Source organism: Arthrobacter sp. TE12231 (assembly GCF_054062895.1).
The window spans coordinates 1,517,174-1,532,305 of the sequence record NZ_JBSSFS010000001.1 but is presented as its reverse complement, the minus strand read 5'-3'; the positions used below and the strand labels follow the sequence as shown (position 1 = coordinate 1,532,305).

The 15,132-nt window shown below is 67.3% G+C and carries 16 protein-coding genes and 2 tRNA genes; all 18 read right to left on the bottom strand.

Features of this window, described 5'->3' with window-relative positions; all coding sequences use genetic code 11:
* Positions 1-37: 37 nt before the first annotated feature.
* The gene (locus tag ACVWYS_RS06985) at positions 38-1,240 is read right to left on the bottom strand and encodes an ROK family transcriptional regulator (protein ID WP_456509529.1); all 1,203 of its coding nucleotides are present in this window, start codon (positions 1,238-1,240) and stop codon (positions 38-40) included.
* Between the two features lie 168 nt (positions 1,241-1,408).
* Entirely contained in the window at positions 1,409-2,569 is a 1,161-nt protein-coding gene (locus ACVWYS_RS06980) for a class I SAM-dependent methyltransferase (RefSeq protein ID WP_456509528.1), read from the bottom strand.
* Between the two features lie 49 nt (positions 2,570-2,618).
* The gene (locus ACVWYS_RS06975) at positions 2,619-3,746 is read right to left on the bottom strand and encodes an NAD(P)-binding domain-containing protein (RefSeq protein ID WP_456509527.1); all 1,128 of its coding nucleotides are present in this window, start codon (positions 3,744-3,746) and stop codon (positions 2,619-2,621) included.
* A gap of 29 nt (positions 3,747-3,775) precedes the next feature.
* Positions 3,776-4,135 carry a zinc ribbon domain-containing protein YjdM gene (locus ACVWYS_RS06970; protein ID WP_091253650.1) on the bottom strand — a complete coding sequence of 120 codons (360 nt, stop codon included), beginning with the start codon at positions 4,133-4,135 and terminating at the stop codon, positions 3,776-3,778.
* Positions 4,136-4,220: 85 nt separating this feature from the next.
* Positions 4,221-5,021, bottom strand: a complete 801-nt coding sequence (locus ACVWYS_RS06965; RefSeq protein WP_456509526.1) for an amino acid ABC transporter ATP-binding protein — start codon at positions 5,019-5,021, stop codon at positions 4,221-4,223.
* Positions 5,008-5,673 carry an amino acid ABC transporter permease gene (locus ACVWYS_RS06960; RefSeq protein WP_456509525.1) on the bottom strand — a complete coding sequence of 222 codons (666 nt, stop codon included), beginning with the start codon at positions 5,671-5,673 and terminating at the stop codon, positions 5,008-5,010. Before ACVWYS_RS06960 ends, ACVWYS_RS06965 begins: the two co-directional genes overlap by 14 nt.
* A 36-nt stretch (positions 5,674-5,709) precedes the next feature.
* A complete protein-coding gene (locus ACVWYS_RS06955; RefSeq protein WP_344366189.1) occupies positions 5,710-6,531 on the bottom strand; it encodes an amino acid ABC transporter substrate-binding protein in 822 nt (273 codons plus the stop codon).
* A gap of 227 nt (positions 6,532-6,758) precedes the next feature.
* Positions 6,759-6,834 (bottom strand) — tRNA-Ala (locus ACVWYS_RS06950).
* A gap of 154 nt (positions 6,835-6,988) precedes the next feature.
* Positions 6,989-7,061 (bottom strand) — tRNA-Ala (locus tag ACVWYS_RS06945).
* A gap of 167 nt (positions 7,062-7,228) precedes the next feature.
* Positions 7,229-7,630, bottom strand: a complete 402-nt coding sequence (rsfS, locus tag ACVWYS_RS06940) for a ribosome silencing factor (protein ID WP_091253659.1) — start codon at positions 7,628-7,630, stop codon at positions 7,229-7,231.
* A 181-nt stretch (positions 7,631-7,811) separates the two neighbouring features.
* A complete protein-coding gene (locus ACVWYS_RS06935; protein ID WP_456509524.1) occupies positions 7,812-8,981 on the bottom strand; it encodes a hypothetical protein in 1,170 nt (389 codons plus the stop codon).
* Between the two features lie 7 nt (positions 8,982-8,988).
* Complete coding sequence (gene nadD / locus ACVWYS_RS06930; RefSeq protein WP_344366197.1) at positions 8,989-9,744, bottom strand: nicotinate-nucleotide adenylyltransferase; 756 nt, start codon at positions 9,742-9,744, stop codon at positions 8,989-8,991.
* A 13-nt stretch (positions 9,745-9,757) separates the two neighbouring features.
* The gene (locus ACVWYS_RS06925; RefSeq protein ID WP_091253668.1) at positions 9,758-9,997 is read right to left on the bottom strand and encodes a hypothetical protein; all 240 of its coding nucleotides are present in this window, start codon (positions 9,995-9,997) and stop codon (positions 9,758-9,760) included.
* A gap of 80 nt (positions 9,998-10,077) precedes the next feature.
* A complete protein-coding gene (locus ACVWYS_RS06920) occupies positions 10,078-11,487 on the bottom strand; it encodes a glutamate-5-semialdehyde dehydrogenase (RefSeq protein WP_456509523.1) in 1,410 nt (469 codons plus the stop codon).
* A gap of 26 nt (positions 11,488-11,513) precedes the next feature.
* On the bottom strand, positions 11,514-12,689 hold the full coding sequence (proB, locus tag ACVWYS_RS06915) for a glutamate 5-kinase (RefSeq protein WP_456509522.1): 1,176 nt from the start codon (positions 12,687-12,689) through the stop codon (positions 11,514-11,516).
* The gene (obgE, locus tag ACVWYS_RS06910) at positions 12,679-14,265 is read right to left on the bottom strand and encodes a GTPase ObgE (RefSeq protein WP_456509521.1); all 1,587 of its coding nucleotides are present in this window, start codon (positions 14,263-14,265) and stop codon (positions 12,679-12,681) included. The genes proB and obgE overlap by 11 nt, the downstream gene beginning before the upstream one ends.
* 116 nt (positions 14,266-14,381) lie before the next feature.
* Positions 14,382-14,645 (bottom strand): 50S ribosomal protein L27, encoded by a 264-nt coding sequence (gene rpmA / locus ACVWYS_RS06905; RefSeq protein ID WP_009372867.1) that lies wholly within the window; start codon positions 14,643-14,645, stop codon positions 14,382-14,384.
* 61 nt (positions 14,646-14,706) lie between these two features.
* Entirely contained in the window at positions 14,707-15,015 is a 309-nt protein-coding gene (rplU, locus tag ACVWYS_RS06900; RefSeq protein WP_018773353.1) for a 50S ribosomal protein L21, read from the bottom strand.
* Between the last annotated feature and the right edge of the window lie 117 nt (positions 15,016-15,132).

Here is a 15,132-nt window from a genome sequence, read left to right as displayed (position 1 = left end):
AGCCTGGCCGGCACGCCGGCGCTCAGCCCCGAGGGCGTCAGCCCTCCAGGAGGAGCCGTTGCGAGCGGGGCGCCAGGGTGTGCTCCAGCACCAGGCAGGCTGCCCCGACGGCGCCGACGTCGTCCCCCACGCCCGTGCCCACGACCTCAATGCCGTGGATCTTCCGGGTGGCGCTGTTAGCCTCGACGAGTCCGGGAATCTGTTCCAGATAGGCCGCCGACAGGCACGCCCAGAACGGACCGCCGAACACCACGCGGTCCACGTCCAGGGCATTCGTGACGACCGAGACTGCCCGGGCCACGAGGACAGCGGAGCCGGCGATGATGTCCATGGCTTGTTGGTTTCCGCCGTAGGCGAGTTCGCACAACTGGGCGAACTGCTCCTGGACCGCCGGCGCACTCCGGTCCTCGCGCGAACCGTCCAGCACTCCGGCCGCCTCGGCCTGCGCCACGAGGACCTGCGGAATGGCGGAGACCTTCACGCAGCCACGCTGCCCGCAATCGCAGAGGGCGCCGTCCGAGTCCACGACGATGTGCCCGATTTCCCCGGCGTTGCCCGAGGTTCCGCGGACGACTTCGTCATTGAGGACGATCCCGCACCCGATCCCGGTCCCCATGTACATGAAGATGAAGCTGCCCTCGCCGCTCGGGCCGCCGGCCCAGGTTTCTGCCACGGCTGCGCTGGTGACGTCCTTGTCCATCAGGGTGGACAGGCCGGTGGCTTCGGCGAGGGCGTCCCGGAGCCGGACGTTGTCCCAGCCGGGCAGCAGGGGCGGGTCCACCACCGCGCCGTCGTTGAGGTCGATGGGGCCCGGGGAGGCAATCCCCAGTCCGGCGATCCGGGCCGGGTCCACGCCGGATTCGGTGATGAGGCCGTTGATTTCGGCGGCGATGGTGTCAATGACCGCCCGGGGATCGCTGCCGGGCGGGGTGGCGATCCGGGAATGCCTGACGACGGCGCCGAGCAGGTCCAGCAGGACGAAGGTGACCACGGCCGGGTCCAGGTGGACGCCCACGGCGTACATCCCGGCGGGATTCAACCGGAGCATGGTCCGCGGCTTGCCCGGGCCGGTGCCTTCTTTGCCGGCCTCGACGATCAGGTGCTGGTCCAGCAGCCGCCGGGAAATATTGGAGATGGTCTGCGGCGACAGTCCGACGATCTGGGCCAGCTCCACACGGCTCATGCCGCCCGGCGCGCGCCGGATGGCGTCCAGGATAACCGTGAGGTTGAAATCACCCATCTTGGGGAGGTTGGTCCCTCGCCTCGACGAAGGTTGCCGGATCTCGGTCACTGATACCTCAAAACGTCATTGGCCCAATACAACAGTTATCTACAGCAGTTGTCAGAATCGTACGTTAAGTGCAGGCGTGCGCCCACACATCCGCCTTTCGGACACAATGTTTCACCTTCACGGCCGGCGGGTGCTGGCCGTCACGGTGAACTTTGGATTCCTGCCGACCTCGCGTGTCGGACCGATCAGCCGTTCGAGTGCCGGCCGGTAGTGCAGGTGGCTGTTGAACACGGTCCAGAGCTCCCCGCCGGGGGCGAGCACCGTGCCGGCCGCTTCGATCAGCTTGATCCCGGCGCCGGAGTGGACGGCCGCCTCCAGATGGAAGGGCGGGTTGAGCAGGATCAGGTCCGCGCTGCCCGCCGGCAGGGAGCTCATCGCGTCGTCCTGGAGCACATCGATCCGGTCCTCCAGGCCGTTGGCGCGGGCCGTGGCGAGGGCGGAGTCGACGGCGGCCGCGGACCGGTCCGTGGCGGTGACGCGGGCGCCGGGGTTGGCGCGGGCGTACATCGCGGCGAGGATTCCGGTGCCGCAGCCCAGGTCCACCGCATGGGCGGCGTGCGGCATCCGGGGCAGGAAGTCCAGCAGGAACCGGGTTCCGATATCCAGCCCCGTGCCGGCGAAGACGGCGCCCCGGGCACAGACCGTCAGCCCGAGTTCCTCGTTCACCTCGGTGACCGGGAACGGCGGGGCGTCCGCGACCGGCTTGGGGCGCCGGGCCAGCAAGAGCCGTGACTTCTGCCGGGCCAGCTGGGGCTGGACGTCATCGAAGTAGCGCGCCAGCACCGCGTTCATGCCCAGGCTCATGTGCTTGACGCGCCCGCCTGCCAGGAGCACGACGTCGGGCGCCGCGTAGCGGGCGACGGCGTCGGCGATTTCCTCCAGTTCGGCCAGGGACCGGGGCAACTGCAGCACGACGAGCGAGGCGCCCTCCAGGAGCCGTTCGCCCAGCGGGAGCTGTTCAAAACCGGTATCGAGGTCCAGCGCCCCGGCGTTGGCCCGCAGCGCCCGCTCACCGGTGATGAGGTCCTGATGGACGCGGACGGCTGGCGCCACCGTCCCCACGGAGTCCAGCGTCAGGGCACCCAGGGTCAGGGCACCGTACCGGTCCCCCACAACCGCAAGCCGTCCCCCGGGCTGCAGCAAACCGGCCGCCTGCATCTCACGGACAGTGTCCAGCAGGAGCCTGTCCGTGGCGTCCCAGGCCTGCAGGTTGGCGGCCTCGACATCCGGGAATCGTCTCAGCCGGGCAAAGAGGGAGTCGAAGTTGGTGTCCGCCACGCGCGTTGTGCCGCCGTTTCTTCTCGGTCTTGGGTCATGAGCTTCCACGTTATCCCGAACCGGCCAGCAGGGTGACGATCCCGGCGACGGCGGCCCGGCCGGCACGGTTGGCGCCGATGGTGGATGAGGACGGACCGTAGCCGACCAGATGGACCCGGGGCTCGGCCGCGACCCGGGTGCCGTCCATCGCGATGCCGCCGCCTGGTCCGCGCAGGTGCAGCGGGGCGAGGTGTTCAAGTTCGGCCCGGAATCCGGTGGCCCACAGGATGACGTCGGCGGTCAGGAAGCTGCCGTCGGCCATCCGGACGCCGTCGGGCTCGATTGCGGTGAACATGGGGTGCCGGTCCAGGACGCCGCGCGCCGCGGCCGCGCGCAGGGCCGGCGTCCAGATCAGGCCCGTCACGGAGACCACGCTCTGCGGCGGCAGGCCTTGGCGCACCCGCTCGTCCACGCGGGCGACGGCGTCGTGCCCGGCCTGCCGGTCGAACGCCGCCTCGCGCCACACCGGTTTCCGGCGGGTGAACCAGGTGGTGCCGGTGACCCGGGAGATTTCGTCGAGGAGACCGACGGCCGAAATCCCGCCGCCGACCACAATGACATGCCGGCCACGGAATTCGTCGGCGGAGACGTAGTCCGCGACGTGCAGTTGGCGGCCGCGGAAGCTGGCCTGGCCCGGGTAGATGGGCCAGAACGGCCGGGTCCAGGTGCCGGTGGCGTTGATGACGGCGCGGGCGGACCACGTGCCCCGGGAGGTGGTGATGGTCAGCCGCCCGGCGGGATCCGTGTCCTCCCGGCTCACCGACTGCACTTTCACGGGCCGCTCGATCGCGAGGCCGAGGTCGTGTTCGTACCCGCCGAAATAGCGGGTGAGGAAACTGGAACTGGCCTCGGCAGGATCGACGTCGGGCTGCGAGAGGCCCGGAAGGTCGCTGATGCCGTTGACCGTGGCCATGAGAAGGCTCTTCCAGCGGTGGCGCCAGGCCCCGCCGGGGCCGTCCTCGGCGTCGAGCACGATGTACGTCCCGGCGGGCCGGGCATCCGCCGCAGGCACGCCGGTTCCGCCGCGGGCAGAGCCCGGGCTGGAGGCAGCCGCGACGAAGCCGCGACGCTGCAGGTGGTACGCCGCCGACAGCCCGGCCTGGCCGGCGCCGATGACGACGACGTCGGCCGGGCGCACCGTCCCAGGGGTAATGGTCCCGCCCCCGGTCAGATCTTTTTGACGACGCTGGACTTGAGTTGCATGGGGCCCACACCGTCCACCTTGCAGTCGATGTCGTGGTCGCCGACGCCGTTCACGAGGCGGATGCCGCGGACCTTGGTGCCGACCTTGATGACCGTGGAGCTGCCCTTGATCTTGAGGTCCTTGACCACCGTGACGGTGTCGCCGTCGGCGAGGACGTTGCCGACGGCGTCCTTGATGACGGCCTCAGCAGGGGTTTCGGCGTCCGTGTCAGTCTCCGCGGACGCGGACCATTCGTGCGCGCACTCCGGGCAAACCAGGAGCGCCCCCATCTCGTAGGTGTATTCGCTGGAGCATTCGGGGCACGGGGGCAGGGAGTCGTTCACGTCCCTAAGTTTAGTCGGCTCTTTCGGTCCGCTCTTTCAGCCGGCTCTTTTGGCCGGCTCTTTGGTCTCCCCCGGGAGCGCTGCCTTAGAACGGGTTCAGCAGCCGGTCCACGAACTGCCGCGTGCGTTCCTCCCGCGGGTTGCGCAGCACGGTGTCCGGGTGGCCGCGTTCAACCACGACCCCGCCGTCCATGAAGATGACCTCGTCGGCCACCTGACGGGCGAACGCGAGCTCGTGGGTGACCACGACCATGGTCCAGCCTTCTTCCGCCAGTTCTTTGATGACGGCCAGGACTTCGCCGACCAGCTCCGGGTCCAGGGCCGACGTCGGCTCGTCGAAGAGCAACAGCTGCGGGCGCAGGGCGAGCGCACGCACAATGCCCACGCGCTGCTGCTGGCCGCCGGAGAGCTCAAACGGATAGCTGTTCTCCTTGCCGGCCAGTCCGACGCGGGCCAGGAGGTCGCGGGCTTCCTGAACCGCCTCGGCCTTGGGCCGCTTCTGCACCTGGACCGGGCCTTCGATCACGTTCTCGAGAACGGTCTTGTGCGGGAAGAGGTTGTAGTGCTGGAAGACCATGGCGCTGCGGTCCCTGAGCCCGTAGACCTGCTTTTTCGCCATCGGCGTGGAGAAGTCGACGGTCAGTTGTCCGGCGAACTCCGCGACACCGGCGTCGGGCACTTCAAGGCCGTTGAGGCAGCGCAGGACAGTCGTCTTGCCCGACCCGGACGGTCCGATCAACGTGACGACTTCACCGCGGCGGACGTCCAGATCGATGGACTTCAGCACTTCGTGGTCGCCAAACGACTTGCGCAGACCTCTGACGGTCAGCAGGGCGCTATCCGGGACAACGACGTCTCCCGGAAGCGGGGATTCAGTGGGCGACATAGCGGTCCAATCTCTTCTCCAGTGCGGATTGTCCGCTGGCCAGGACGAGGCAGATGATCCAGTAGATCACGGCCGCCTCCAGATAAAGCAGCATGAACTCCTGGCTGAAGGCCGCCACCTGCTGCGCGACGCGGAACAGTTCGGTGACGAGGATCAGCGACGCCAGCGATGTGTCTTTGACCAGGCTGATGAAGGTGTTGGACAGCGGCGGGACCGAGACCCGGGCAGCCTGCGGCAGGATGATCCGCACCAAGGTCTGGTGCCGCGACATCCCGATAGTGTGGCCCGCCTCCCACTGTCCCTTGGGAACGGACAGGATGGCCGCCCGGATAACCTCCGCCGCATAGCCGCCCACGTTCAGGGAGAACGCGATGATCGCACTCGGCCAAGGACTGATGGTAATTCCGACGGACGGGAGCCCGTAGAAAATGACAAACAGCTGGACCAGGAGCGGGGTCCCGCGGATGACGGAGATGTAGATCCTGGCGACCGCGGAGACTACGCGATTGCGGCTCAGCCGCATGAGGGCTACCAGCAGGGCCAACAGGAGGCCCAGGCTGAACGACGCCAGCGCCAGCGGAATAGTGCCGGCGATCGCACCCGTCAGGAGGGGGCCCAGCGATGACCATACGAGGTCCCAATTGATATTCATGCCCGGACGCGGCCTTCCTCAACGGCTGCCATTGCGTTACTTCGAGACGTCGGCGTCGAAGTACTTCTGGGAAATCTTCGCCAGCGTGCCATCGGCCGCGAGCTCGCCGAGGGCCTTGTTGATGGCGTCGGTCAGGCTGGTTGATCCCTTGCGCAGGGCGAAGGCGCTCAGCGACTTGTCCGTGGTTTCAGCGGCAATCTTGATGGTGTCGTCGTGGGACGTCTTCTGGGAGTCGAGGTACGTCAGTTTGTCATTGATGGTGGCATCGACACGGCCCTGCTTGAGCAGCGTGATCGCCTGCGCCCACCCCTCCACGGCCTCGACGTTCGCGCCGCTCTGCTGCGCCAGCTTGTACCAGTTGCTCGTCAGGGACTGCGCCGTCGTCTTGCCCTGCAGGCTGTCGAAGGACGTAATGCTGTTGTTGTCGGCCTTGGTGACAATGACGCCCGTGCTCACCGTGTAGGGAGTGGAGAAGTCGTACTTCGCCTTGCGTTCGTCCGTGATGGAAATCTGGTTCGCGACGACGTCGAACCGTTTGGCGTCGAGGCCGGCGAAGATGGCGTCGAACTGCGTTTCCTGGAAGGCCGGCTTGACGCCCAGCTTGTCGGCGACGGCGTTGATGATCTCCACGTCATAGCCGGTCAGTTCGCCGCTGCCGTTGGCGTGGAACGTGAACGGCTTGTAAGTGCCTTCCGTGCCGACCTTGAGCACGCCGGCGCTCTTGACGTCACTCAAGGAGGTGTCTGCGCCGGCCGCCGGCGCCGAGCTGGACGGGGCTGTGGACGCCGACCCGCACCCCGCCAGGGCGAGTCCTGCTGCGGCAATGAGGCCAATTACGGAAAGTCGTGTGCGCTTCATGATGGTCCTTCGTCGTGGAGCCGGAAAAGGCCTTCCAGCTAAGCTGCGGGGCGGCCGTCTCCTAGCGACGATAGCAAGGACCGGCCCGGGGTGGAGACCCTAAATGACGGTATGTGACGAGCGTTCATGAGACGGTCTTGACGGATACGGCCGCTACGGGCTTTGAAGCTATCGGGGGTAAAACGGGTACAAGAAAGGGAACCACCGTTTCCGGTGATTCCCTTAGTTGGTGGAGCTGAGGGGACTCGAACCCCTGACCCCCTGCATGCCATGCAGGTGCGCTACCAGCTGCGCCACAGCCCCTCATTTGCTTCGCAAGTTCCGTCCTCGCTGAAGCAACCTGAATAGCCTAAACCACAATCGCCGTCCGCGCCAATTGGCGCGCTGAACCGTCATATTTCTGCCCGGAGGCATAAAAAAATCCGCCGGAATCTTTCGATTCCGGCGGATTCTCCGGTGGAGCTGAGGGGACTCGAACCCCTGACCCCCTGCATGCCATGCAGGTGCGCTACCAGCTGCGCCACAGCCCCGAATTTTCGCTGCTCCGACCACCTCTACCGAGGTGTAAAGTTCCGGTTTCTTTGTCCGGATCTCTCCGAAGCAACTCAAATATCTTAGAACAGCCCTTCCGAAAATTCCAAATCGGGCATATTCGGCTCTGTTGAGCTTCCGGCGGCCTGGCCGGTGCGCGGGGTTGCTACTCGGCGTCGGTGGCTGCGGTGGCCTTGGCGGACGCGTCGTCGCCGAGCTGGAGGTCGACGACGGGGCAGTCCTTCCAGAGGCGTTCGAGGGCGTAGAAGACGCGGTCTTCCTCGTGCTGGACGTGGATGACGACGTTCGAGTAGTCCAGCAGCACCCAGCGCCCGCCGGAGCGGCCTTCGCGGCGGACGGGCTTCTGGTCAAACTTGGCGAGCTCGTCCTCAATGCCGTCCACGATCGCGTTGACCTGGCGTTCGCTGGGTGCCGAGGCGATGAGGAAAACGTCGGCCAGGGCGAGCCGTTCGCTGACGTCCAGGGCCACGATGTCCTCGGCAAGCTTCTCCGAGGCAGCGCGGGCTGCGTGGCGGGCGGTGGTGATGGATGAATCGGTTGCAGTCACGGGACTCCTTGTAGTGATGAAAATTCTTGTGATGAAACTTTGTAGTCAAAAGCTGAACTGAAAAATCCGGGCTGAGGAAGCGCCGGTGGTGGAGGCTGCATTCGAACGCTGCCGCGGACAACGGGCCTCGTGGCTGGAACGCTCCCCTGCGCTGACGGCCTCGCGCGAACGGCACCGGCTCCTAGTGGGCCAGCCCGGTGACAATCAGCGTGATGCCGGCGATGAGCGCGACGATCCCCAGGGCCAGGACGCCAAGCTGGATCATGCGGAGGCGCCGGGCCCGGCCCAGTCCCGCGGTCGCCGCATCCAGGGGATCCAGGCCATAGGCGGCGTTCGCGGCCACGGGCTCCCCGCCCACCAGGCTCTCGTCGGTCTCCCCCGCAGCATTCGCAGCCGCGGCTGATGGCTTGACGGTTCCTGCCTTGGCGGCTGCTTCCGCCCGGGCCAGCACGCCTGCCCGGCCGGCGGCAGGACTGGCGGCCCGCTGGCGGGACAGTCCGGGGCGCCGGAGGCCGGGTTTCCGTGGTGCGTCCACCCGGGGACCCGGGTTGGTGACCACCGGAACATACGACGTGGCAGGGCGCTTCATGACGGGCCGCTCCACGCCGGGAACCTTCTCGAATTCCAAAGGTGTGACCATGGCCAGATTGTTGGCCGTGGTGGGATCGTTGCGAGGCGCCGCGGGCTGGCTGTTTTGTTCTGCGAGCTTCTGCTTGGCGGCGGCACGGCGGTTAAGGATCGCGACGCGTTCGGCCAAGGCGATCTGCTCGGCCAGAACGGCCGGATCGACGGCGTCGGGATCCGTGGCCGTGATGTGCTCCATCTTCGCCATCTGGTTCAGGGCCTGCGCCGCGAGGAGCTCGCGCGCGGCCAGCGCCTGCTCCACAGTCATGCCGTCGGGCGTCTTGCCGCCGGCGCCCTTAGGGGCGGCGTCCTTCTGCTGGGCGGCGTCCTTCTGAGCAGCATCCTTGCCGGACGGGGAAACCACCGGAGTGGCCCGGGTCCGCGGTGAGGCCGGGACAATGGTGTTGGCCTGGGTGGCCGGGGCGGTTTCGGCGGCCAGCTGCAGGAGCCGCAGCTGGCGTCGCGTGGGCGGTCCGCCCCCGGCGAGGTGGCCTTCCTTTTCAGCGAGTTCCTTGATGGTGCGCAGCGCGGCACGGTCCCGGGCGCGGACCTGGGAGGACCGCTCCTCGCCGGCGCCCACAGAGTCCACGGGAGCGTCGGCTACCCGGCGGATGCGGCCGGTGGTTTCGGCCTCTGTCGGCTCGTCCGGTGCCGCGGTGTCCAGGCGTTCATCTCTGGCCTGCCGAAGTTCGCGGCGGCTGCGGATGGGAGGCTGTTCCTGACTCATGGCAAACTCATTCAGTGCTGGCTGGTTGGGTTATCTCGAGGGCTGAATCATGCTGTGCCGGGTCAAGCCCTGCCGCGTCGTTTCCGGCATTGTTAGTCCCGATGTTGTTGGTTCCGGCGTTGCTGGTCCCGGCGTGTCGGCTGTCGAGGCGGACCGCCTCGCGGGGAGCGTCATACAGGCCATACTTTGCGATGTATTGGACCACCCCGTCCGGCACGAGGTACCAGACGGGATTTCCTTCGGCCACCCGGGTGCGGCAATCCGTGGAGGAAATGGCCATGGCCGGAACCTCGAGGAGGCTGACGTCCTTGCGGCCCATGCCGTCCAGGACGTGTCCGGGACGGGTTACGCCCACGAAATGCGCGAGGGACCAGAGTTCATCGATGTCTTTCCACGACAAAATCTGGGCCAGCGCGTCCGCACCGGTGATGAAGAAGAGATCGGCATCGGGGCGCAGCGTGCGGAGGTCGCGCAGGGTGTCGATCGTGTAGGTCGGGCCCGGGCGGTCCACGTCCACGCGGCTCACGGTGAAACGGGGGTTCGAGGCCGTGGCGATGACAGTCATGAGGTACCGGTGCTCGGCTTCGCTGACTTTCTTGGCCATCTTCTGCCAGGGCTGGCCGGTGGGAACAAACACGACTTCGTCGAGCTCGAACTTCGCCGCGACCTCGCTGGCCGCGACAAGGTGTCCGTGATGGATGGGATCGAACGTGCCGCCCATCACACCCAGACGCAGGCGGCGCTGGGCGCCGCGCTGCCTCATGGTGGCGGAAATATTAGTGACCCTGGCCGTGGTCGTGCTTGTTCGGGTGCTGGCGGTGCGGATCCGAGTGCTCCTCGACGGCCTCGTGGCGACGGCCCAGGTTGGAGTAGGACAGCGTGATCAGCAGCAGGACCACCAGGACGGCGAACATGGAGCCGCCAATGACGAACGGCGGTGCGATGAGCGGCGCGAGCTCCTCGTTGGCTGATGCGCCGGCTGCGGCGACGAAAGTGGCGATCTGCTGCGACAGCATGTTCTCCCCTAGTGAGTTCAAAATGTGACGACGGCGGAGGTGTCCGCCGTCCCGGTCTTCCGTTCCATGTTACAGCGTCGCTAGCCCCGGATCTGGCCCTCGCCCTGCACGATCCACTTCGTGGTGGTCAGCTCGGTCAGTCCCATGGGGCCGCGGGCATGGAGTTTCTGGGTGGAAATCCCCACCTCGGCGCCGAGGCCGAGCTCTCCGCCGTCAGTGAAGCGGGTGGAGGCGTTCACGATCACGGCCGCCGAGTCGACGTCGGCGATGAAGCGTTCGGCGTTGGCGAGGTCGTTGGTCAGGATCGCTTCCGTGTGGCCCGTGGACCATGTGCGGATGTGCCGGACGGCTTCGTCCAGGCTGTCCACCATGGCCACGGCCAGGTCCAGGTCCATGTACTCGGTGGCCCAGTCTTCGTCCGTGGCCGGGACGGTTTCGATCGACGCCGGCAGCGCGGCGCGGACGCGCTGGTCCACGTGGAGGGTGACGCCGGCGGCCCGCAGGGCGGCGGCGACGGCGGGCAGGACGGTGGACTTGGAGTGCACCAGAAGCGTTTCCACGGTGTTGCAGACGCTGGGCCGCTGGGTCTTGGCGTTGAGGAGGATGTCCACGGACATCTCCTCGCCGGCGGACGCATCCAGGAAAATGTGGACGTTGCCCTCACCGGTTTCGATGACCGGCACGGAGGAGTTCGTCACCACGGCCTGGATGAGCTCGCGCCCGCCGCGGGGAATGAGCACGTCCACCCGGCCGCGCGCCCGCATGAGCGCGTTGGCGCCGTCGCGGCCGTACTGGTCCACGGTCTGGACGGCGTCGGCGGGCAGGCCCACCGATTCCAGGGCATCGCGGAGGATCGTGACGAGAGCCGCGTTGGTCGCAGCCGCAGCGGAACCGCCGCGCAGGATCACGGCGTTGCCGCTCTTGAGGGCGAGGCCGGCGATATCGACCGTGACGTTGGGGCGGGCCTCGTAGATCGCGGCCACCACACCCATGGGCACGTTGATCTGGCGGAGGCGGAGCCCGTTGGGCAGCGTCTGGCCGCGCACCACGTTCCCTACGGGGTCCGGCAGGGTGGCGAGGTTCTCCAGTGCCGCGGCCAGGGCCGTGATGCGTGCATCGCTCAGGGTCAGGCGGTCCAGGAGGGCGGCACCGGTGCCGTTGGCCCGGCCGGCCGCGACATCCTTGGCGTTGGCGGCCAGGATCTGGTTCTTGTGCTCCAGCAGCGCCTTGCCGATGGCGCGCAGGCCGCGGTCCTTCCACGCCCGGTTTGCGTGCGCCATCTTGCGGGCAGCTTTACGTGAACGGTCGGCGATCGCATGGACGGCAGCTTCGACGTCCGCTGCTGTGGCCGGGACTCCTGCGGGTGCCGGATCCGGCGCCGCGGCGAACCCCTGGGCGGGCACGGTGGTGCCGGCAGTGTTCTCAGCGGGCGCGTCGTCGGAAGGCAGGTCGTCAGAAGGCAGGGCGGCGGAAGTCAGGGCCTCAGTCATACGTCCAGTTTAGGCGAGCGGTGAACCTAGACCAGCACCAGATCGTCAACATGAACAACTTCGCGGTCATATCCGCGGCCCAGCGCCTTACCCAGCTCGCGCGTGGAGCGGCCCAGCATTTGGGGCAGTTCGGCGGCGGAATAGTTCACGAGCCCGCGCGCAATCACGGTGTTGTCGGTCGAGACCATCTCCACGGCATCGCCGGCCTCGAAATGGCCCCGCACGGCGGCGATCCCGGCCGGCAACAGTGAGGTGTGGCGGTCGCGGACGGCCTTGACCGCGCCGTCGTCGAGCACCAGCGTGCCCTGCACGGACGCCAGGTGGGCCAGCCACAGGAGCCGGATGGGTTTGCGGGAGCCGTTGACGGAGAACCACGTTCCCACGTCCTCCCCTGCCAGCGCGGCAGCCGCATTCCGTGTGGAGGTGACGAGGGCATGGATGCCCGAACCCGCGGCGATGCTGGCGGCCTCGACCTTGGTGACCATGCCGCCCGTGCCCACGCCGGCTTTTCCGGTGCTGCCGATCGAGATGCCGTCGAGGTCATGCGGGCCGGAAACGTGCGGAATCCGCTTGGCGCCGTGCGACGGCGGGCCGTCGTAGAGGGAGTCGACGTCGGAGAGCAGCACCAGCGCGTCGGCGCGGACCAGGTGCGCCACCAGGGCGGCGAGGCGGTCGTTGTCGCCGAAGCGGATCTCATGGGTGGCCACGGTGTCGTTTTCGTTGACCACCGGGACGACGCCAAGGTTCAGCAGCCGGTCCAGCGCGCGGAACGCGTTGGTGTGCTGGCTGCGCCGCATGAAGTCATCAGCGGTCAGAAGCACCTGGCTGACGGTGACCCCGTGCGCCCCGAACGCGTGCGTGTAGCGGGCCATCAGCAGGCCCTGGCCCACGCTGGCGGCGGCCTGCTGGGTGGCGAGGTCGCGCGGGCGCTTCTCAAGTCCCAACGGCGCGAGCCCGGCCGCGATCGCACCGGAGGAGACCAGGATGATCTCCGCGCCCGCGTTGCGCTTGTGCGCCAGGGCGTCGGCGAGGCCGGTCAGGGCCTCCTCCGAGATCCCGCCCTTGATGGACGTCAGCGAGGACGAGCCCACTTTAACGACGATCCGGCGGGCCCCGGACAGCGCGGTACGGTCGGGGGCCGTGAGGGTCTGCGCTTTGAGGTTGTGAGGCGTGAGGTGCCCGACGACGGTCTTACTCGTCATCGGCTTCGCCCAGCCCACTCTCCTTGAGCGGCCGCGCCCGGCGGCCGCTGACGGATTCGGTCCAGATACCGGCCTTGCGCTCGGCTTCCAGCTCGGCGCGGGCGGCAGCCTTGGCGTCGCGGCGCTCCTGCTGCTCGTCGCGCTTCTGGCCGCGCGTCGGGCGGTCGCCGATGTCTGCGAAGCGCACGTCGGTGCCGCGCGGCGAGGCGAGCAGTTCGGCGCCGGCCATCATGGTCGGCTCCCAGTCGAAGACGACGCCGTCGTCCTCGCCGATCACCACGGTGTCGCCCGGCGTGGCGCCCTGCTTGAAGAGTTCGTTTTCGACGCCGAGCTTGGCGAGGCGGTCGGCGAGGTAGCCGATCGCTTCCTCGTTCGTGAAGTCGGTCTGCTTAACCCAGCGCACGGGCTTGTCGCCGAGGACGCGGAAGAGCGGCTCGAGGTTCTTTTCTTCGCGGCGGATCGTGAACCCGGATTCGTTGACGGCGCGGGGGCGCAGCACGGGGGCCTGCACCTTCGGCGGGGTCGCGGCGACGGCGTCGCGGGCGGCCTTGACGATTTCGGCCATGGCGAAGCCCAGCTGGCGGAGGCCCTCGTGGCTCGTTGCCGAGATCTCGAAGACCTTGTAACCGCGGGATTCCAGTTCCGGGCGGACGAACTCGGCCATGTCCTTGCCGTCAGGCAGGTCGACCTTGTTCAGCGCCACCAGGCGGGGGCGGTGGTTCAGCGGGACCACTTCGCCGTCGGTGCCGGCGTAGCTCATGTCCACGGCGTACTTCTCGAGCTCGGCTTCGATGATGGCGAGGTCGGAGAGCGGGTCGCGGTCGGCCTCGAGGGTTCCGCAGTCCAGCACGTGCACCAAGGCCGCGCAGCGCTCCACGTGGCGCAGGAAGTTGTGGCCCAGGCCCTTGCCTTCGCTGGCGCCCTCGATCAGGCCGGGGACGTCGGCGATCGTGAAGCGCACCTCGCCGGCCTGGACGACGCCCAGGTTGGGGATCAGGGTGGTGAAGGGGTAGTCGGCGATCTTGGGCCGCGCGGCGGACATCGCGGCGATGAGGCTGGACTTGCCGGCGGACGGGAAACCAACCAGGGCGATGTCGGCGATGGACTTCAGTTCCAGGACGATGTCGCTGGATTCGCCTTCGATGCCGAGAAGCGCGAAGCCCGGGGCGCGGCGCTTCTGCGAGGACAGCGCGGCGTTGCCGAGTCCTCCGATGCCGCCGGCCGCCGCGACGTACTCGGCGCCTTCGCCCACGAGGTCGGCGAGGACTTCGCCGGTCTTGGACTTCACGACGGTTCCCTCGGGAACCGGAAGAATGAGGGTCTCGCCGTTCTTGCCGCCGCGCCAGTCGCCCATGCCGGGACCGCCGTTGGTGGCGTGCCGGTGGGGGGCATGGTGGTAGTCCAGGAGCGTGGTGGTCTGCGGGTCGACGCGCAGGATGACGTCTCCGCCATTGCCGCCGTTGCCGCCGTCGGGACCGCCGAGGGGCTTGAACTTCTCACGGTGAACGGAGACACAGCCGTGGCCGCCGGTACCGCCGGATACGTGCAGTACTACCCGGTCTACAAAGCTAGCCACGTGGATCTCCTCAGTGCTGTTCCCCGGACCTCAAAAAGGCCCAAGTTGATTGTAATGCGGTTAAAACACCGGTGGAGCGGACCTAATGGCCCGCCCCACCGATTTAGAACTTGTTGTTACTCTGCAGCTGCAGCAGCCACGATGTTCACAACGCGACGACCACGGCGGGTGCCGAACTCGACAGCACCGGGGGTCAGGGCGAACAGGGTGTCGTCCCCGCCGCGGCCGACGCCGGCGCCCGGGTGGAAGTGGGTTCCGCGCTGGCGGACGATGATTTCGCCTGCGGAAACCACCTGGCCACCGAAGCGCTTCACGCCGAGGTACTGGGCGTTGGAGTCACGACCGTTGCGAGTGGAACTCGCGCCTTTTTTATGTGCCATTTGAAATGCCTGCCTTCAAAAATTCTGGGGAATCTGCTGGAACCTGAACAGTAACGAAGAGTTACTTGATACCGGTGATCTTGACCTTGGTCAATTCCTGACGGTGGCCCTGGCGCTTCTTGTAACCGGTCTTGTTCTTGAACTTCTGGATGACGATCTTCGGACCACGAAGGTCTTCGAGGATCTCAGCCGTAACCGTTACCTTGGCCAGGTCCGCAGCAGCAGACGTGACCTTGTCACCGTCCACCAGGAGCAGTGCGGGCAACTCAAAGGTGCTGCCGGCTCCACCGGGGACGCGGTTCAGGGTAACGAAGTCTCCAACGGAAACCTTCTCTTGGCGGCCGCCTGCGCGGACAATCGCGTACACCACTGGGGAACTCACTTCTCTCGACGTTTATTACTAGATTTGCGTGCGGAACCTGGGGCCAAATTGTTTGGACCGGCTCACGCTGTGCCTCAACGCCGGTGGATTCCCCGGGGGAACCCA